19 protein-coding genes are annotated in these 20,218 nt (G+C 33.8%); 12 read left to right on the top strand and 7 right to left on the bottom strand.

Annotated elements, in window-relative coordinates; all coding sequences use genetic code 11:
- Window positions 1–20: 20 nt before the first annotated feature.
- Together ND812_RS16375 and ND812_RS16380 are read left to right on the top strand one after the other, a co-directional pair.
- Window positions 21–1,376 (top strand): MFS transporter, encoded by a 1,356-nt coding sequence (locus tag ND812_RS16375; protein WP_265376424.1) that lies wholly within the window; start codon window positions 21–23, stop codon window positions 1,374–1,376.
- Between the two features lie 93 nt (window positions 1,377–1,469).
- Entirely contained in the window at window positions 1,470–3,626 is a 2,157-nt protein-coding gene (locus ND812_RS16380; protein ID WP_265376425.1) for a molybdopterin-dependent oxidoreductase, read from the top strand.
- Here ND812_RS16380 and ND812_RS16385 read toward each other — a convergent pair.
- A complete protein-coding gene (locus tag ND812_RS16385) occupies window positions 3,623–4,699 on the bottom strand; it encodes a HesA/MoeB/ThiF family protein (protein WP_265376426.1) in 1,077 nt (358 codons plus the stop codon). The two genes, ND812_RS16380 and ND812_RS16385, sit on opposite strands and share 4 nt — an antisense overlap.
- Window positions 4,700–4,826: 127 nt before the next feature.
- Between ND812_RS16385 and ND812_RS16390 the strand changes: the two genes are divergently transcribed.
- From ND812_RS16390 to ND812_RS16410, 5 genes are read left to right on the top strand one after another with little or no spacing between them, the layout of a single operon-like run.
- On the top strand, window positions 4,827–5,768 hold the full coding sequence (locus tag ND812_RS16390; protein WP_265376427.1) for a GTP 3',8-cyclase MoaA: 942 nt from the start codon (window positions 4,827–4,829) through the stop codon (window positions 5,766–5,768).
- Window positions 5,769–6,011: a MoaD/ThiS family protein gene (locus tag ND812_RS16395; RefSeq protein ID WP_265376428.1), complete on the top strand. Its 243-nt coding sequence runs from the start codon at window positions 5,769–5,771 to the stop codon at window positions 6,009–6,011.
- 11 nt (window positions 6,012–6,022) lie between these two features.
- Window positions 6,023–6,448, top strand: coding sequence for a molybdenum cofactor biosynthesis protein MoaE (locus ND812_RS16400; RefSeq protein ID WP_265376429.1), 426 nt, complete (start codon window positions 6,023–6,025; stop codon window positions 6,446–6,448).
- Entirely contained in the window at window positions 6,429–7,061 is a 633-nt protein-coding gene (gene mobA / locus ND812_RS16405) for a molybdenum cofactor guanylyltransferase (RefSeq protein ID WP_265376430.1), read from the top strand. The genes ND812_RS16400 and mobA overlap by 20 nt, the downstream gene beginning before the upstream one ends.
- A 35-nt stretch (window positions 7,062–7,096) precedes the next feature.
- Window positions 7,097–7,648 (top strand): HAD family hydrolase, encoded by a 552-nt coding sequence (locus ND812_RS16410; protein WP_322113705.1) that lies wholly within the window; start codon window positions 7,097–7,099, stop codon window positions 7,646–7,648.
- 6 nt (window positions 7,649–7,654) lie between these two features.
- Here the strand turns inward: ND812_RS16410 and ND812_RS16415 are convergent, their stop codons facing one another.
- Window positions 7,655–8,593: a sensor histidine kinase gene (locus ND812_RS16415; protein WP_265376432.1), complete on the bottom strand. Its 939-nt coding sequence runs from the start codon at window positions 8,591–8,593 to the stop codon at window positions 7,655–7,657.
- A gap of 368 nt (window positions 8,594–8,961) precedes the next feature.
- Window positions 8,962–9,951: a DUF2817 domain-containing protein gene (locus tag ND812_RS16420; protein ID WP_265376433.1), complete on the bottom strand. Its 990-nt coding sequence runs from the start codon at window positions 9,949–9,951 to the stop codon at window positions 8,962–8,964.
- A 183-nt stretch (window positions 9,952–10,134) separates the two neighbouring features.
- Between ND812_RS16420 and ND812_RS16425 the strand changes: the two genes are divergently transcribed.
- A complete protein-coding gene (locus ND812_RS16425) occupies window positions 10,135–11,163 on the top strand; it encodes an alpha/beta hydrolase (RefSeq protein ID WP_265376434.1) in 1,029 nt (342 codons plus the stop codon).
- 77 nt (window positions 11,164–11,240) lie between these two features.
- On the opposite strand, the gene ND812_RS16430 is transcribed toward ND812_RS16425, so the two are convergent.
- Together ND812_RS16430 and ND812_RS16435 are read right to left on the bottom strand one after the other, a co-directional pair.
- Entirely contained in the window at window positions 11,241–11,621 is a 381-nt protein-coding gene (locus tag ND812_RS16430; RefSeq protein WP_265376435.1) for a nuclear transport factor 2 family protein, read from the bottom strand.
- A gap of 77 nt (window positions 11,622–11,698) precedes the next feature.
- A complete protein-coding gene (locus tag ND812_RS16435; protein WP_265376436.1) occupies window positions 11,699–12,136 on the bottom strand; it encodes a MarR family winged helix-turn-helix transcriptional regulator in 438 nt (145 codons plus the stop codon).
- A 243-nt stretch (window positions 12,137–12,379) separates the two neighbouring features.
- Here ND812_RS16435 and ND812_RS16440 point away from each other — a divergent pair, with 243 nt between their 5' ends.
- Window positions 12,380–12,796: a GreA/GreB family elongation factor gene (locus ND812_RS16440; RefSeq protein ID WP_265376437.1), complete on the top strand. Its 417-nt coding sequence runs from the start codon at window positions 12,380–12,382 to the stop codon at window positions 12,794–12,796.
- Between the two features lie 37 nt (window positions 12,797–12,833).
- On the opposite strand, the gene ND812_RS16445 is transcribed toward ND812_RS16440, so the two are convergent.
- Both ND812_RS16445 and ND812_RS16450 read right to left on the bottom strand, forming a co-directional pair.
- The gene (locus ND812_RS16445; RefSeq protein WP_265376438.1) at window positions 12,834–13,454 is read right to left on the bottom strand and encodes a glycosyltransferase family protein; all 621 of its coding nucleotides are present in this window, start codon (window positions 13,452–13,454) and stop codon (window positions 12,834–12,836) included.
- 41 nt (window positions 13,455–13,495) lie between these two features.
- Window positions 13,496–14,266 (bottom strand): OmpA family protein, encoded by a 771-nt coding sequence (locus ND812_RS16450; protein ID WP_407658583.1) that lies wholly within the window; start codon window positions 14,264–14,266, stop codon window positions 13,496–13,498.
- Between the two features lie 172 nt (window positions 14,267–14,438).
- On the opposite strand from ND812_RS16450, the gene ND812_RS16455 reads away from it, so the two are divergent.
- From ND812_RS16455 to ND812_RS16465, 3 genes are all read left to right on the top strand, one after another.
- The gene (locus ND812_RS16455; protein ID WP_265376440.1) at window positions 14,439–16,682 is read left to right on the top strand and encodes a hypothetical protein; all 2,244 of its coding nucleotides are present in this window, start codon (window positions 14,439–14,441) and stop codon (window positions 16,680–16,682) included.
- A gap of 119 nt (window positions 16,683–16,801) precedes the next feature.
- Complete coding sequence (locus ND812_RS16460; RefSeq protein WP_265376441.1) at window positions 16,802–18,013, top strand: NAD(P)/FAD-dependent oxidoreductase; 1,212 nt, start codon at window positions 16,802–16,804, stop codon at window positions 18,011–18,013.
- A gap of 75 nt (window positions 18,014–18,088) precedes the next feature.
- Window positions 18,089–20,131, top strand: a complete 2,043-nt coding sequence (locus tag ND812_RS16465; RefSeq protein ID WP_265376442.1) for a sensor histidine kinase — start codon at window positions 18,089–18,091, stop codon at window positions 20,129–20,131.
- Window positions 20,132–20,218: the final 87 nt, after the last annotated feature.

The raw sequence follows: 20,218 nt of genomic DNA on the forward strand, positions 1-20,218 counted from the left end.
AAATAAGGAGAATCATTCCTGTGACGATTACACCTCATGCGAAAGCAACTAAGATCGATTTATTCAGTTTCAATACTCCCCAAATGAGGACATTCCACCTCACTTGGATTGCATTTTTTCTATGTTTTTTTGGATGGTTTGGAATTGCACCACTTATGGTTTATGTCAGAGAAGAACTTTCTCTCACTAAAGCACAAATTGGAAATATCATTATTGCCTCTGTTGCGATAACAATATTTATGCGACTATTAATTGGTTGGTTGTGTGATAAAATTGGACCAAGAATCGCATACACTTTTTTGTTGATTTTTGGATCAATTCCCGTTATGTCCATAGGACTTGCTGACAGTTATTTATCATTTCTACTTTTACGTTTGGCAATCGGTGCTATAGGAGCATCGTTTGTGATCACTCAGTACCATACATCGGTTATGTTTGCACCGAACATCATTGGTACAGCTAATGCTACAACCGCTGGTTGGGGGAATCTGGGTGGTGGTGTGACACAAATGGTAATGCCAATTATATTTGGATTCTTTGTCGCATTTGGATTTACGACTGGAGTTTCATGGAGACTTGCCATGGTAGTTCCAGGAATAGCATTATTTTTAATGGGAATTATATATTACTTCGGTACCCAAGATACACCTGGTGGAAATTTTAAAGACATCAAAGAAACGTATCCTACATTCCAAGGTGGTAAAAAAAATACACTATCTAACTTTCTTTTGGTGATAAAAGACTCTAGGGTTTGGTTATTATTTTTAGCATATGGAGCTTGTTTCGGAATTGAACTTACAATTAACAACATTGCTGCTTTGTATTACGTAGACCAGTTCAAGTTAACTCCTGCTACTGCAGGACTTATCGCAGGACTTTTCGGTTTAATGAATCTCTTTGCAAGAACGTTAGGTGGAGTTTTTGGAGATAAATTTGGTATCAAATGGGGATTACGTGGGCGAGTGATCTGGTTATCTGCGGCTCTTGCTGGTGAAGGAATTTGTTTGATCTTGTTTTCTCAAATGTCATCACTTATCCTTGCTATCTCTTCAATGATTGTTTTCAGTTTGTTTGTGCAAATGTCTGAAGGTGCAACATTTTCAGTAGTTCCCTTTGTTAACAAAAAAGCAATCGGTGCTGTATCAGGTATTGTTGGAGCTGGTGGCAACGTAGGGGCAGTATCAGCCGGATTTTTGTTCCGAGGAGAAGTCAGTTACCAAAATGCACTCTTAATCATAGGTGTGATCGTAACCGTCTCTTCCTTTTTTGCCTTATTAGTTCGATTCACAATGGAAGAAGAAAAGGAAGTTGGCGAAGAAATGAACCAAATCGTACCGCAGGGAGAGAAAAAAGCGGAATTGGCGACAGCAAACTAACCGCAAAAGTGAATCCAATTTTTGATTGAGAGACAAATTTAAACTTGTCTCTCTAAAATTTCTTTTCTAAACTTTTTGTCTTAGGAGAGAAATATGGACCAAACACATTATCGTTCCTGTAATTTATGTGAGGCCATGTGTGGGCTCCAAATCGAAATCAAAAACGGGACCATCCAAAATTTCAAAGGTGACTCTCTTGATCAGTTCAGCAGAGGGCATATTTGCCCAAAAGGTCCAGAACTAAAAAGTTTATACGAAGATCCAGATCGAATCAAATTTCCTATCAAAAGAACAAACTCAGGTTGGGAAAAAGTTTCTTGGGTCGAAGCACTCTCCGATATCGCAAAACAAATTGTAGACTTACAATCGAAGTATGGGAATGACGTTGTTGCCATCTACAATGGAAATCCAAATGTTCATAATTATGGTTCAATGTTATATGGACAACGATTTGCAAGTCGGATCAAAACAAAAAACAATTTCTCTGCAACTTCGGTAGACCAACTACCCCACCAACTTCTTTCCTATTTGATGTTCGGTCACCAATTGCTTGTACCAATCCCAGACATTGATCGCACTGCATATTTTCTTATATTAGGTGGGAATCCATTTGCATCTAACGGTAGCTTGATGACAGTTCCAGATGTTAAAAAAAGATTAAAAGCGATTCAAGATAGAGGTGGAAAATATGTAGTAATAGACCCAAGGAAAACAGAAACTGCGGAACATGCAAACGAACATATTTTTATCAAACCAGGAACGGATGTTTTTTTCTTACTTTCACTTTTAAACGTAATATTTGATAAAAAACGAAACAAACCAAACTCACTAATTAAAGAGAAAGATTTGGATTCAATAATCAATTTAGTGAAAGAATTCCATCCGAGTGTTGTTTCGAAAATCACCGGGATACCGATCGATACAATCGAAAAAATTGCGTTGGAGTTTGTGAATGCTTCGTCTGCAGTTTGTTATGGGAGAGTTGGTGTTTCCACACAAGAATTTGGAGCTTTGTGCCAATGGCTGATCAATGTCATCAATATTGTCACTGGAAATTTAGACAAAGAAGGTGGTGCCATGTTCACATTACCTGCCGTTGATTTAGTAGGAGAAGGATCGACAATGAGATCTTCACCTGGAAGTTTTAATTCTTATCAATCACGAGTGAGAAAACTTCCGGAATTCAACGATGAATTACCTGTCTCAGCATTAGCGGAAGAAATCTTAACGGAAGGAGAAGGTCAAATTCGAGCTTTAGCAACATCAGCTGGGAATCCTGTTTTATCCACACCTAACGGATCCAAACTTGAAAAAGCATTGTCTCAACTAGATCTAATGATTAGTTTTGATTTTTATCTAAATGAAACCACAAAACATGCTCATTATATTTTGCCTCCAACGTCAACTTTAGAACATGATCATTACGATTTAATATTCAATGTATTTGCTGTTAGAAATACATCGCGTTATAACCAACCGCTATTCCAACCCGAAGAAGGAATGTTACATGATTGGGAAATTTTTGCCGATTTGACAAAACGAATCGAACTATTACGTTCTGGGAAGGAATTACCAAGTGAATTGATAAGGACAAAACTAACACCCGCTAGCATCATTGATCATGCATTAAAATCTGGTCCTTACGGAATAAAAAATAATGCTGAAATTCAAATGAGTTTGGAACTACTAAAAAATAGCCCACATGGAATCGATTTAGGACCACTTAAAAAATCATTTCCAGAAAGACTTTACACAGAAGATAAAAAAATCCAACTCTATCCTCCTTTATTACAGAACGATATTCCTAGATTAAAAACAAAATTCAATGAACACTTAAATGTTGGTCATTCCAAATTTCCATTTCTATTAATAGGAAGAAGGCATTTGCGAAATAATAATTCTTGGATGCATAATTTACCAAAACTTATGACAGGTAAACCAAGGTGTACGATGATGGTTCATCCAGATGATGCAAGTTTTTTGGGAATCTCGAATCATGAAGAAGTAATTGTTGAATCGAAAGTCGGAAAATTACGCATACCTGTCGAAATTACAGATGAATTGATGAAAGGAGTCGTTAGTATCCCTCATGGTTTTGGACACAATCGAAGTGGCACAAATCAAAAAGTTGCAACTCAATATTCTGGCGTTAGCATCAATGACTTAACAGACGACCAATCGATTGATGAGTTTTCTGGAAATGCTGCGTTTAGTGGGATCCAGGTAAAAATTTTGAAAATTTCAAGTTAGTATGGATTGTTATCATTCAAATACTGGGACAATACTTTGCGACCTCCGATCAAAGAATATTTACTTTTAAATTTTGAAAGATACGAAAGAGCTTTGTTGGAACGGACTCCTGATTCGCACACACATACTATGATTTGGTCATCGTTCAGGTTTGGTAATTTCCCTTTTTCTAATGCAGAAAGGGGAAACCAAATTGTATCGGGTATGGGAAACTGAAGGATCTCTTCATTCTCTCTTACATCAAGCAGTGTAACAGGAGTATTTAACTTCAGTTTCAAAAAACCTTCCACATTTATCTCATGGGTTTTACTCTTGTTTAAAATCTGTTTATGATGTGCACTACAAGCCTTACATTCAGGATTTTTTTCCAATTTTGATTGGTAAAAAGAAAGTGGATTCCATTCTAAAAAATATACAGAATTGAAATCAATTTGATTCGGATTTAACAAATATTGCAATGCCAAAGAAGCTTGGTAGGTTCCAGCCAATGTTGCCTGAATTCCCAATACACCTCCCTCATTACAACTCAATGTATCACCTTCATTTAACTCAGGAAACAAACAACGATAACATGGTTTCCCATCTCCTGAAAATATAGCAAATTGAGCACTTGTCTTAAAAACGGAAGCGGTTACAAGAGGAATCTTATTTGATAAACAAATTTCATTGATTGTATACTTTGATTGGATGGTATCTGTGCAGTCTAAAACCACATCCCATGTATTCTTAAAATCAATGTTAGAGTTTCGATTCAAATATTCCGAAAAATTTTCTATCTGTAACCATGGAACATGATTTTTTAATACTTCCGCTGCAACCTCTACTTTTTTTCGACCAATATCTTTCCATGTAAACAATGTTTGCCGATGCAGATTTGAGACATCAACAACATCAAAATCCATTAGACCAATTCTACCGATCCCAGACAAAGCAAGTTGCAAAGCAGAAGGACATCCTAAACCGCCCACTCCGATGATAAGGACTGAAGAATCATTCCACTTCTTTTGGCCCTCCAGTCCAATTTCTGAGACTAAGGATTGACGCTGGAAAAATTTTGATTGATCATTAGTCATAAATTTTTTGAACAATAACGCGAGGATACTTTAGAAATATATTTTTAATAAAATTTGTTTTGAATTTAAGGAAAAAAATCAATTTTAGTTTCCAACTGATAATTCCTGTATAAATTCGTTTATAACGATGTCCTTGGATACTAGAAAATTTGAAGTTTTGAGAATTAGTATCTTATCCCATTGTAATTTCGCATGTGTATATTGTGCACCCAAGGAAAAAGAAAAACACAATCCAAAAAAATCATACAACCAATACCTAAGTCCAGAGCTCCTAAACACAAATCTCAAAAGGTTACTTCCACATATCAAAATTAAAGAAGTACACTTAACTGGAGGAGAACCCACCCTCCACAAAGATCTCATCCAGTTAATCCAAATTATAAAAGAACATTCGATAGAACAAATTGCTCTCACTTCAAATGGAAATTTTGACAAAGGACTCATAGAAAAAATGAAATCCGCTGGCCTTACGAGAATCAATTTTTCATTGGATAGCATTTCACAGAAAGGTTTTGAAACTTTAAGTGATCGAAAAAATCCTGTACTCCAAATTTTAGAGCAAATTGAAACAGCTAAAAAAATAGGATTCGAAATCAAAATTAATTCCACGATCTTACGTGGATTCAATGAGTCGGAAATTTTGGATTTATTGGAATGGGCAGGCAAACGATCGATACCCATTCGATTTTTAGAATTTATGAAAATGGGACCTCTCCACAAAGAACACCCATTGTATTTTTATTCTGCAGAAGAAATTCGAAACCAGATTAAAACTAGATACCAAATTAAAGATTATCCAACGGCACCAGACTCTACCGCACAATATTTTATCACAGAAGAGGGGTATATTTTCGGAATGATTGCCAATCATACAGAACCTTTTTGTGAAGGTTGTAATCGATTGCGAATGGACAGTCAAGGTAGAATTTATGGTTGTCTAAGTGATGAAACTTCCTTCGAAGTGCCACATTCTAGTAATGAAGTCCACTATGTTTTAAACCAAGCTATGTTAACGAAAAAAGCTAAATTCATTGGTTCAGAATTATCAATGAAATATATTGGAGGTTAGATGAAGACAGAAATATTGTTTTTTGCAGCTTTAAAAGATTTTTTTACAGCGAAACAAATCACAGAAATTGGCGAACATATTACCGTTACTCAATTAAAAGAATTGTTGAGCAAACAAAATCCAAATGCATCGAAAATTATAAATGTTAGTAGGGTTTCCATCAATCAGAGAATTGCAAATGATTTTGAAGTGATTCCTGAAAATGCGATCATCGCAATTTTACCTCCATCAAGTGGAGGATAGCAGATCAATCAATGGAACATATAACAGATAACAAAATTGAACTAACAAATATCATACCATCTCTACCAAGTATGGGTGGGTATGTAATGTTCACTGGAATTGTACGTGATATCAATGAGGGAAAAATCGTAACCCATTTAGATTATGAGGCATATTCAGAATTGGCAAATCAAATGATCAATTCCATATTACAGGATTCTAAACAGAAATGGGATCTACAATATGCAAATTGTATTCACAGACTAGGGAAGCTGAACGTAGGCGAAATTGCTGTAATCGTTTCCACTGGTTCAGTCCATCGAGATGAAGCTTATTTAGCAAACCGATACATTATTGATCGAGTGAAACATGAAGTACCAATTTGGAAAAAAGAATATTATGAAGATGGTAGTTCCGAATGGTCAAAGGGATGTCTTCATGACTCAAACCACGAGTGATATCATTTTTTTACTCTTGGTTGGTGGGAAAAGTTCCAGGATGGGTGAAGATAAAGCATTTTTACCATTTGGAAAAAATTCAAGCTTCATAAAAGTTCTCATTAAAAAAATTTCAATTTTCAAATTCAAATTCTTTTTGTCACTTCGAAAAGAGCAACTCTCTCTCTATGAATCATGGCTTCCCAATAACTCTTTTGTTATTGACCAATTTGAAAACATACGAGGCCCATTATGTGGGTTAATTTCTGCACATCATTTTCTAAAATCGAATCACATTCAATATAAAGCACTTTTCACACTTGCAGTGGACTCTCCTTCCATCAAATTAAAATCAATCAAACGAGTGATAGATCAATTTCATGAAAACCCAAATTCATCAGGTATATTTTATCAAACGAAAAATGGAATTGAACCATTATGTGCAATTTATAACGAATCAACTTTAGAGGAATGGATTCAATCATACTATCATAATCCAAAGATTGAATTTTCTTTACAAAAAAAAATATTAGCTTTAGAAAAAACTTCAGTCTTTATTAATTTACCCTTAGAAGAAGAAATTTTTATGCAAAATATTAACACAAAAAAAGACTTTGAATTGTATCATAGATGAAACTTCACCAGAAGAAACAGTTTTGGATTTTTGATATGGACGGCACATTAACCATTGCCCAACATGATTTTTTAGCAATCAAACAAGAACTTGGTATCCCAGCAGATATTGACATATTGACATCCCTTTCGATGCTTCCACCTAACATAAAAAAGCAAAAACGTATAGAATTAGATGAAATTGAATTCAAAATTGCGAAATTGGCAAAGGCATCACATGGTTGTTTTAATTTTTTAAAAACAATTCACTCACAAACAAAAACATTAGGCATATTAACGCGTAATAGTTTTGTAAATTCTTTAGAAACATTAAGTGCAGCAGGGATATTGAGTTTTTTCACAGAACAGAATATTATTTGCAGAGACCGTGCAATTCCCAAACCAAATCCAGATGGAATTTTGTATTTGATGAAACAATGGAATGCAAAACCAGAAGAAACGATAATGATCGGTGATTATGTATTTGATTTGGAAGCTGGAAAAAGAGCAAATGTTGAAACTATCTACATTGATCCGACTGGATTGTTTCCTTTCCAAAAGGAAGCAAATTACAAAGTGACGAAATTAGAAGAAATCTTATATCTATAAATTTACTTAGATTTTTACGGGATTCAAATTTGTCTTAGGAAATCTAATTTCAAATGTTAATCCATTTTCTGTTCCAATCAAAATAGTTCCTTGTAATTGTTTTACTAAATTTCTGACTAACATCAACCCTATTCCTTTATCCTCGGATTCAATATTCATTCCTATTCCATTATCTCGAATGACTAAAACAAACTCTTCTCCTAGTATTCCTAAACTAACTTCAATGATTCCTTTCTGTTCCTTTTTAAAAGCATGACGAAAACAATTAGAAACCAATTCATTTAAGATTAACCCAATCGGAATTGCACGATCTAGATCCATCTCTAATCCTTCTTCCACTAGTTCTCGTAATTCTATATTTACATCAACTTTCAAATAGGTAATTTTTAAGTTACTTATGATTAAAGAAAATATTTGATTCAAATTCACAAAAAGCAAATTTGGTGAGCCATAAATAATCTTATGAACTGATGCAATAGCCTGAATTCGATTTTGAATCAAATTAAGAGATGCCGTCAACTTTTCATCTTTTTCAGATTCTATTTGTAAGGCCATAAGCCCAGATATAATTTGTAGATTATTATTCACTCTATGGTGTATTTCGGTTAGAAGTTTTGATTTTAATTTTAGGTCAGACTTAATCTGGTGTTCCTGTGCGACTCTAGTTTTTTGTTCTTTTTTGATGGAACTAACATATAGAAAAATCAAAAGAATCATTGCATACAAATCTTTAAAAAAACCTTCGTATTCATCAAAATAATCAATAAACAAACCATGTTCAAAAATATTAGAAATGTTTACATAACAAGGAATCAAAGCAAGTAACATCAAAAAAGACCCTTCTCCTCGGAAGGAAGGTCTTTTAATGATATGAATTACAATTAAGAAAAATGCCACCAAACAAAATAATAGCGATAAAATATTTAACAAAACAATTAGATTCATTTCAATGTTGGTTAACCAATATTTCTCGTTTTAAGCTTAAGATAAAACAAACGGATGATAAAAAATAAAATGAATGTTCTAAAATATTAAAAAAATCGTGAAAATAATATCCTTCGAGAACTGTAAAAACATTACTAAACCATATCAAAAGAAATGCTGTGAATAAAAAATTATATTTTGGAATCAGCTGAAGGAACAAAAGTCTTGCAATAATTAAAATACCAATGCTATCGAAAATCAGATTTAGAACTTCACTTAGTTGGTACATTAGATTTAATTTAAGAAATTAATTTCCTTAGATGGGTAAATTTACCAGAAAATCAAAAAAGGTAAAGTGAATAATTACAAAAATCGAAACATAATTTTATCTAGTATATGTCCGAAGGATTCATTTTTGCAAGTCGTATAACATCGGATAAAAATTTTCGATGGCTAACGATTGATTTCTGTTTCAATTCGCGTGAAGGATTAAAGATTCCTCTTTTTCGGAAAATTTTCAATGGATCTAAATTAATATCCGACCATGTCCCAATTTCCAATGTTAGGGGGAGAAAATGCTTAGAAATGGGAGGTTGTGTCTCTTTTATATTTGATTGGAATTTATCATACAATCTATCCCAAAGATCACCATGGGTTGTGTAAGTTTCACTTTGTGGTCCAAATCGATATAGGAAATGATTTAAATGATTTGTAAAATTTGAACCAATTTTCTGAAATAAATCTTCATCAGCACATGGCTCATGTGTACTTGCATATGGCCACCAAACATGATCCACAGTGCCGAATCCAGAATGAATATCTACAACTGGGATTAATTGATTTTCAGCATGAAGGAAATATTCTTTAAAATATCGATCTAAAACTCTTGACTCTACTTGCAACACCTTACCGCGATAATACGGAAAAAAATTTGAATACTTATGCCCTCCAAAAAAAAATGGCGCTTTTACCGCTTCTACCCCAGAGTTTCGCATCAAATCTACGCCCTTTGGATTCGAACGTCTTTTTAAAGCAACTCCACCCGGATTTAGTACCGGAATGCAGACAATGCCAACTTCACCATTTTTGATTTCCTGATACAAAACAGAATTTTTGCGGGCAAAAAGATCATCTAAAAAATCTAATAAAACACGAATCCCAATTGTTTCTAATCCATGAACACCTGCAATAAGGCCTGAAACATTACTTTTAATAGCTTTCGATTTTCCTATTTCTAATACATAAATGGGGAATCTAAATCCTTCTTCCGTTTTAGAAGAAAAGCCATATTGTTTTAATCTAACAAGTTTACCACCTAACTTTGCAATCTTTAGGATTCTGTTTTCATAACGATTTAATCTTTTTATACCACGTAACATTAATTTTTTGCCTCGAATCAAATCAAATGAATTGGAAAACCAAATCTATTTTGTATCGCTAATTCACCTTTTTACAAGGTCTCCATTTCTAAAATTCGAATATTACGACAACTGTTACAAATTGATGACAAATCTTCCATTCTATAAATTTGGAATCAAAATTAGGAGAATTAAAACATTGAAATGAAATTTGACTCACGAAATTCTATTAAACAGAATCAGATTTTATCCAAATTGAATATGACAAAAAAAAATACAAACCAAAAGGTTAGTCCCAAAAAACACAAGAGAATTCGGGAAGAAGATTTCCTCGTGAATGATTCTTCCATCCATGTCGGAGTTTGGCCAGGGAAAAAACGAACTGTCATTTGTTTGCATGGTTTGTCTGGAAATCTACATTCCATGGAATCCTTCGCAAACTTACTGTCAAAAGCAGGACATAAAGTTATCTCCTATGATTTAAAAGGTAGAGGTCATTCGGGTAAACCAAAAATAGGGTATGGTTTTATGAATCATATTGAAGACTTAAATCAATTGGTCCAACATTACAATTTGAAAGAATTTATCCTATTAGGGCATTCTTTTGGATGTATGATCGCACTTCGTTATGCACTCCTATTCCCTGAAAAAATAAGTGGTATGATACTCATAGATGGTGGTGGACTTTTAACAGTCAAAAAAAGAATCCAAATCTTAAAGGTGCTAAAACAATCCTTTGATCGCCTGGATGTTGTTTATCGAAGTCAAAGCGAATATTTTAATTTGTTAAAAAATTCTCCTTTAGTACCAAAGTGGACTCAAAAAATCGAAGATTACTTTGGGAAGGAATTACACCCAATTCAAAATGGTTATCTTTGTCATATGCCAAAATATGTCATGTTAGAAGAACTAAAAGAGATGGGAGGTGCCATTGATTTAAAAAATGTAATTTTACAATTTTTATCGCATCCAATTGAAATGGGCAAAAGAATGATACTCAATAAAAGATTGGATTTCGAAAGCATTCACACACCTACTCTCATCATGAGAGCTACCAAGATGAATTTATTTCCTAATGATGATTTGTTACCAAAAGAATCATTTGATGAAATGATAAGAAGGATCCCTAACGCAAAAGGAATTGAAATTAATTCCAATCATTATGGCATTCTATTTGATGAAATTAAAGAAAGAGATAAAACAATTCTCAATTTCATTAATGAATTGAATTAACGAACCAAAATTATTAGTCATAAAGATTTAAAGTTTGATTCGTTAATTTCAATTTTTAACACTAAAGGAAAAAAGTCTTAAATTTTTTCAGCAGATACTAAAGCATGAATGACTTTCCAATCCCCTTGGTTCCAAAGAAATGAATATTGGGTGCGAAAGTTCATCACCGTACTTTGCAAATTCGCTTTCACAACACCAAAATTATCCACAAGGTCAATCGAATTGATTTGAACCTTCCTTTCTAAACCACCCATCTTCCCATCTTTTAAAGATTGAAGGTATTTTTCCTTGTTAGATACTAAAAGATCCTCCATCCCACTCACACTTACATGGTCAGTAAATTGGTCATGAAATGTATTTTCTAAGGAAGAAACATCCCTTGCATCGATATTACTGATGAAAGTTTTAAACACCTTCTCCAGACTTTCTTTTGTTTTCTCATTTTGATTTGTATTCATATATCCCCCTGAAATAAAAATCCGTATCCTTCGATTGCCAATTATGTTGCTATAGCAACATTTATACCAAAAAAAATTTAACTCGCTGATTGATCATAAATTTCATCAATGATTCGTTTGAAGTTATGAAAGTCTTGTTTTGTCAATTTTTTGAACATTCTGCTTCTTTCCTTTTCAATTTCGGGGACCAAGCGAGTATAAAGTTCGATCCCTTTTTTAGTTGGAAACACTTTATGTTTCCTTTTGTCGTCAGGATCTGGGACAATTTTGATCCAAGCTTTTTTTTCCATGTTTCGAAGCGCTCTTGCCATAGATGGTCGATCATCAAAATCCCTACCCAAATCAGATTGGCTACATCCAGGTTGTTTGATGATTTTGACTAAAACAAACCACTGTTCAGGGAATAATTCAAGTCCCTGCTCCATTGCAAGCCTCATAAACTGTTTTCTTAAAGCACGGACAGTGCGATAAATTAGGTAAGCATATGAGTTCTCTAATTCGAATTCATTTTCCATTTGTTGCTATAGCAACATTATGAAATACAGAAATCATGTCTAGCAAATTTTTTAGTCTAAATGAGGTTCGTAGACGGTTTCTTTGCAAAAAAAATTAATTCTATTTACTGACAACAAATCTTTCTGATTTGAATTGTTTTTCGATTTGTTTAATTGAATGCATTTTAACTCAGGGAACCTATTGACAGAAAGGAATCGTTATTTAAACTGAAAGTTTTTTTGCACAAAACGAGGAGAATGGTTATGAAAACCCAAAAGAAACTTTCGATCACAAATTTTGATTATATTCGGTTAAAGAATATGATTTCCGAATATTCAAAACGTAACAAAACAAATGCGAATTTGGAAGATTTGTTAGGAGAAATTGAAAGAGCACAAAAAGTAGATTCAACAAAAATTCCAGCGAATGTTGTTACTATGAATTCAATTATCGAAATTAGAAACGTAAATGAATTAGATTTTGATGAATTCCAATTGGTTTTTCCTGAAGAATCTAATTCTGCCGAAAGGAAAATTTCAATTTTGGCACCACTTGCGACTGCGTGTTTAGGATATAAAGTCGGAGATATCATCCAATGGAATGTTCCTCACGGTATTCAACAATTCCAAATTACGGATGTAAAATACCAACCTGAAGCAAATGGACACTTTCACCTATAATGAAAGCATTAACATTGGATTGAAATAAAGATTGCGACTACTTCTGGTATATGGCAAACAATAAGGAGGAAGGTAGTCGTAATTTATAACCAATTTTCAAAAGAAAATTAATCACCATCTGCCTGACAATTCCATGCTTTAAAAATCGATGGGAAGAGGTTAAACTGACATACGGAAGTAAAATTGGTTTTCTGATTTGCTTAAATTTTATACTTAATTCTGTATCTTCGAATAAATATTGGACTGGAAGATCAGATGTCCAAAGTTCACGAGAGAAAAAAATACAATGATCCAAATATACGATCCCTTTCCATCGAATGCGTATTACATTGGAATACCATGAAATCCACTGTAACAAAATATGACGTCGATCAAATTGGTGTGTGAAACCACCCCATACAATGGATTTCTCTTTTTTTTCACTTTCTTGAATCAAAAATTCAATGGCATCATTTGTTAACAAACTTCTTGGATGATGGAACAAAATCATATGCCCATGAGAACGATGGAACCCTAAATTCAAACGCTCCGCTCTGGTATATGCCTCTTCCTGTTTAACAAGAATAATCTCTACATCATTTCGTTTTAGAAAGTTTTGTATAGACTCCTTATAATAAATATTCGAATCTATATCAATTGGAATAATGATACTCAACATCTAAATGCATCGTATCATATAATCAATATATAAATTCAAAATCAATCCTTTACCAAATAAATTGAAATTGTTGATTGAGTTTCCGCTTGTTTTTCCATACTCGGATTTCTAATGTTTCCATCAGCCATCACCGATTGAATTCTATTTTCATCAATCGATTCTTTGATTAATATCTGTCGGATTTCATCAAATCTACGTTTTACTAACCTCGTTTGGTAAGCGATATCTCCAGATGTATGTGATTTTCCAACCAAAACTATTTTAAAACTGAGTTCCGATTTAAGAACTTCTCTCGTAAATGAAATTAAAATTTCTTTGGATTCTTCACTTAACGTATGGTCGTCAGGTGGGAATTGAATGGAGTGGATTGGATTGGGACTTCCACTTGAATGCCAAAATGATAATTTGGACGGAGTATCAGGATTGTTACCCTGAGATTGCATTGCCTCTAAAACTGCCTTTTTGGGGCAAACCACTAGTCTATCGGTTGAGGAATTGAATGAAACCAAAAATCCCAAAGTAGTAAAAACAATATCCCAAGGTTTGGCAAAAGAATTAGATTCAACTACAAAAATTTCGGAAGGATTAATTTCATTTTCTTTGTTTAGATTGTGTTCAAAAATAGGCAACAAAAATAACACGCGATAGGTTCTAATTTCTGTATTACTATCACACCCATTTGGTGGAGAAATTGGAATGTGTTTTCGTTTTTCGAGAGGAATTCCGTGCCAAGCACAAGACATAAAAACCGAGCATATAACGATAGAAAATACAAGGATTTTGAAATTCGCTTTTTTGAAAAGGTTCATCATAGGGGAAACTTCCCATATCTCAAACCTATTGAAAACCATTTTAACACAAACTTTGTTGGTATATTTTAATTTTTATACAAGATTAGAAAAATCCCTCATGAAGTTTCCTTACAGATTTTCAAAAATTGAATTTAAAGTAGAAATAAATTGACTGATTCTCAAAATTTGTCTCATGCGTATTCAATTTTTAATTTTGACTTTGACTATATTCTTTTTTTGTAAACCTGCTGAACTTTCAAATGGATGTGATCCTAAATCAAAATCCTTTTTGTTAGGGAGCATCATTCGCTTCGTTACTTCCGACACATCTCCTTCTTGTTTGCCTGCATTTTTACCATATGATGTTGATTATTGGGGGGTTTTTGGTGGGAGTGCCACTGTCAATTCCATGGAAATTTACGGCAATGAACTCATACTAGGTGGATCGTTCACTGCTCTTGGACCCAATGTAGGATCCGCATACTATTTGGATACAAACACGGGAAAAATCATTTCGAATGTTGAATGTCCTTTCTTAAAATTGAATGATGTTGCGAAGGCAGTTGTATCTGACGGAAGCGGAGGGTATTATATTGCTGGAAATTTCACATATGCCAGAGGTGTTCAATTTCAAAACGTCGTACACATGTTACCAAACTGTAAATTGGATTTCAATTTTCGTCCAAATCCAGTTACACAACCTAATATATATTCAATGGCAATTTTTGGTGACAAACTGTATATAGGAGGAGTCATTTCATCGTGGGATGGCAATTTTCGTAACAATTTAGTCGCCCTCAATCGATTTACTGGTGCTCTTGATCCAATGGCGATCGATGTTGATTTTGCTTTAGAAAAACTCTTGGTATACAATCAGAAACTTTACCTAGCAGGCCAATTTTCAACAGTGAATGGTTTTGCACGAGACCGTATAGCAAGAATCGATTTACTCACCTCTACTTTAGATTCTTGGGTAGCTTCTACAACTCAAAATAGTACAATACGTGCATTAGCAATTGGTACGATTTCAGGTGCCCCGGCACTCATTGTTGGAGGAGCGTTTACATCTCCTAGAAACTCTGCATTCGCATTAGATTTAAACGGAACATTGTTAGCATGGAATCCAAATTTTAACGGGATTGTTGATAGCATTGCTACTTCTGGTTCCAAAATATATGTAGGAGGATCTTTTACAACTGTAAATGGAAGTACAGCAAGGAGTAACTTCGCTGTTGTCGATTCCAATACTGGAACGGAACTAGGACTTAATTATGGAGTGAATGGAAATGTAAACCAAGTGATCGAAAACAATGGTCAAATTTATTTGTTTGGTTCCTTCACCTCAGTTCTGGGTGAAACTAGAAATTATGCTGCAAGTATTGATTCAACTACAAACATAATGCGAGAGTGGAATCCAAATTTCTTCAACCAATTCGCTTATCCTTCAGCGGCCGCTGCATTTTCGTTAGATGGGAGCAAGATCATGATTCCTGGAGCTGTAAGTACAGTGAATTATGTAAACCGATCGAATATCGCTTCTGTATATTTAGATACTGGTTTACCTTCTAATTGGGCTCCCTCTATCGACAACGAAGTGAGTGTCCTCCATATCAAACGGAATCTTCTCTTTTTAGGTGGATCGTTTACATCTATTAGCGGACAAAGTAGACCACGATTAGCTGCATTTAGATTACCTACCTATGAGCTATTATCCTTTAATCCAAATGTAAACTCAGGTAGTGTCACAAATTTAATTTCGGATGAGTCTAATTTTTATTTTGGTGGTACTTTTACGAATGTAAATGGATCAACAAGAAATAATGTTGCTGCATTTTCGCTTGATAGTTTTACGCTTACTAGTTGGAATCCAAACGCAAATAACCAAGTAAGTGCCTTGTTTGATTTAAATGACTCTATTTTGTTAGGTGGTCTTTTTACGAATGCAGGTGGTTCTAGCTCAACTTATATTCGAGCCGTAAATAAAATTGATGGGACGGCAATCAATATTCCAACGACGTTCCCAAATGCCGATGTCTCAGGATTTGCTTCTTATAATGGAAAAATATATGTTGGTGGTACTTTTACGACTGTTGGTGGGTCATCCAATCAAAATTTAGCAAGTTTTCAAAAAGACACTGGGATTTTTGAGACCAACCGTTTCCAATTAAATGGAGGTGCCTTTTACAATATGTTTATCACAATAGATGGATTAATGGTTTTACATGGAGGGTTTTCCTCTATCAATACAACAACAGCGCAAGGAACAGCATTTATCAATTTAAATACGAACCTAGTGACTCCTTGGAGTATATCACAAACAGGTGTTACATTTCATCAAAAACAATATGGAAATTATTTATTCATTGGTGGGAATATAACAGATCGAGGTTACGAGCCATTTAGCGGATACCACCGCATCAGTTTGCCAAAATTATAATGAGTCTAATTATTAGTATATAAAAACAAAATAAGTTAAAAATAAAATTAAATCTTATATTTCATTCGAATTTTGAGTCATATAGCGTACCCTGTATTCTATATGCAAGAGGATTGGATATGAAAAAGATCGTAGTTTTAGGAAGTAATTTTGCAGGTGTAACTGCAGCTATCTCAACAAAAAGAAAACTCGGCGACTCTGTCGAAGTGATTGTCATTTCACCCGCAATCAATTTTTTATATGTGCCTTCTCTCATTTGGGTTCCATTCGGAATCCGAAAGGTAAAAGACATTACGTTTCCTGTTGAACCTATGTTAGCAAAGAAGGGTGTAAAATTTATTAATGATCGCGGCACAAAAGTGATCCCCGATCGAAATGTGGTTCTCACCGAAAATCATGGTGAAATCACATATGACTATTTAGTTGTAGCAACGGGTGCATCACTTAACTTCGATATTTTGCCAAATTTAAATCCAAAAGAAAATATGATACAATGTATCGTCACTCCTGAACTTGCAGAAAAATCAGCACATGCGTTCGAAGAAATTGTAAAGAATCCAGGTCCTGTAGTTGTCGCTGCCACCCAAGGGGCCAGTTGTATGGGAGCTGCATATGAATATTTATTCAATTTAGATAAATACCTTAGGAAAAGAGGAGTTCGCAATCAAGTTGAAATCACTTGGGTAACACCTGAACCATTTTTAGGACATTTTGGCATTGGTGGTATTGTCGGTGGTCAAAAAATGTTAGAAATATTTATGAAATTATATGGAATCAAATGGGTTACCAATGCTACGATTCAAAAAATTGAAAAAGAAAAAATTACGTTAGGTGATTCAACGGAGTTACCATACAAAATGTCAATGATGATACCTCCATTTTTAGGAGCAGATGTTATGAAAAATTCTCCTGAACTAGTTGATGAAAAAGGATTCGTAGTCACAAATGAAGGTTACCAACATATCAAATTTAAAAATGTTTATGCAGCTGGCCTTGCTGTTGAAGTAATTGCACCATTTAAAAAATGTGCAGCACCATTCGGTGTACCAAAGACAGGTTTCCCATCTGATGTAATGGGAAAAATTGTCTCAGAGAACATTAAGAATGATATCCTCGGAAATGGAAAATTTAAATCTATGCCTTTCGGTAAAATCCCTGGTATTTGTATCATGGATGCTGGGAAAAAAGAAGTTTGGATTCTAACAAACCACTTATTTAAACCCAGACAATTTGAATTGATGGTACCAAATATGTTTTACAATATTGGGAAAATTATCTTAGAAAAGTATATGTTATGGAAAAACAAAAAAGGATTAGTCCAACTTCCATAAAAGTAGATATAAATATTCCTTTGAAAGGAAAGAACTAAAGCAAAAATGGTCTAGAGAAATCTTTTCTAGACCAAAATGCATTTGAAAATTGGAATTTTACTTTTATGTTTTTCTTTTTTGATTTCATGTCATGAAAGTGAAAGACAAATTGATTTACCTGAAGTTGAAAAGGGCATAATTGATTTAACTAACGTTAACTTCAGTAATCACACTAGTTTACCATTATCTGGGGATTGGGATTTTTTTTGGGGAGAATTAATCACACCAACTGTATCCATTAACGAAAATCCTTCGGTTTTTCCAATCCAAGACAATATTACTGAGCTTAACCCAATATTTTTGAAGATTGGTAAACGATGGAAAGAAATCCATTCAGGGACAGGATTTGCCACCTACCAAGTTAAAATATTTTTACCCGATACTTCAAATGAAGAACCATTTGCGATTCGTTTTTTGCAAACTGGTGGAGCTGCGATTGAAGTATTTGTTAATGAGAATCTATCACTTTCATCAGGAAAAGTGGGAAAAACTAAAGAGGCAATGATACCGACCAGAAGTTCAGGTATCATTGTTCTTCCTTATGGAAAAAAAATTATAAATTTAACTGTCCACATTTCCAATTTTTATCATGACGATGGATCGTTTTGGTATCCACCAAAAATAGGGAAATATCGCGACATACAAAATGAATACATCAAAGAGATTACATACGATTCCTTATTAACAGGTGCCTTGTTTTTTATGGCATTTTATCATTTCCTTTTATTCTTTTTCAGAAGGAATCGGTCGTTGATTTTATTTTTTGGGTTATTCAGCTTCATCACTGCCCTTCATTCCATTTCATTAAATGGAGACATCCTGTATCATTTGATTCCCAATGTTCCTTATCGAATTGCCTTTTCCTTATCACTTATCTTTTATTTGGCGATGCCATTTTACCTTTCTTTTTTAGCGCAATTATACCCAAATCAATTTAACAAAAAGTTTATTCAGATTTTTTCTTCCATTTGTTTTGGATTGTACATTGCAGTGATTCTTTTACCAACGGAACTTGGCTCTCAAACTACACTATTTGGAATCTTTTTTACAATCGCAGGATTACTTTACTCCATACTTTGTTTAATCAAATCTACTATTAAAAAAGAAGAATTAGCTCTCAGTTTATTAATCATCCAAGTATTTTTATTGTTTAGTGCGATTAATGATACTTTAAATTTATATGGATTTTTCCAATATACATTGATTTTAAAATATTCTTACTTATCTACTGTTTTATTCCAATCACTTATCCTTGCTTCTTATTTCACAAAAACATTCATCAAAAATGAAACTTTAAAAAATGAACTTACAAAATTAAATGAATCCCTAGAACAAGAGGTTGTGGCACGAACAAAAGAATATAGAGAGGCAAAACAGATTGCTGAAGAAGCAAACCAATGGAAAGATAAATTTATTTCACTTGTGGCACATGATTTACGATCACCTTTGAGCACTGTTTACTCAGCTCTTACATTTACTTACGATGAAGACACGCCAAAGGAAGAAAAAGATCATATATCAAAGCAAATATTTGTCATCTTGGAAAACGCTATGTCTACCGTAGAACATTTATTAAACTTAAATAGATTTCAAATAGACAAGGGAAAAATCAATTTGGATTTAACTGAAAATAATGTTCTAAAATCAATAAACCAAGTTATAGAAACATTTGCTTTGGATCTTCAGAAAAAATCCATACAACTTGAAATTACTGTTTCCGATTCGGCAAAAGTATATGCGGACAAATCAATTCTAAATGAAATTATTCGGAATCTGATTGCAAACGCGATCAAATTCAGTCATCCAAATGGAAAAATTGAAGTTAGTTTTTCGGAGACATCAGATCTATCTACAATAACTTTCCGAGATTATGGCATAGGTATTTCTACTGAACAAAAATCACGAATCTTCACTGATCCTATGTCCTCTCCAGGGACTTTAGGAGAAAAGGGATTTGGGATCGGCTTAAAGCTCTGTAATGAATTAATGAGGTTACAAAATGGAAATATAAGAGTAGAATCAGGACTGAAGCAAGGGAGTCTCTTTATACTTGAATTTCCAAAACAAAATAAAATCTGATAATTTCTTGATTATTTCAGAAGGCAAGGGATACTTTTAAAGATCATGAGAAACCAATTGAGACGTATTATTGTATTACCGTTTCTT

It is taken from the genome of Leptospira limi (assembly GCF_026151395.1).
In the GTDB taxonomy this organism is placed as follows: domain Bacteria; phylum Spirochaetota; class Leptospiria; order Leptospirales; family Leptospiraceae; genus Leptospira_A; species Leptospira_A limi.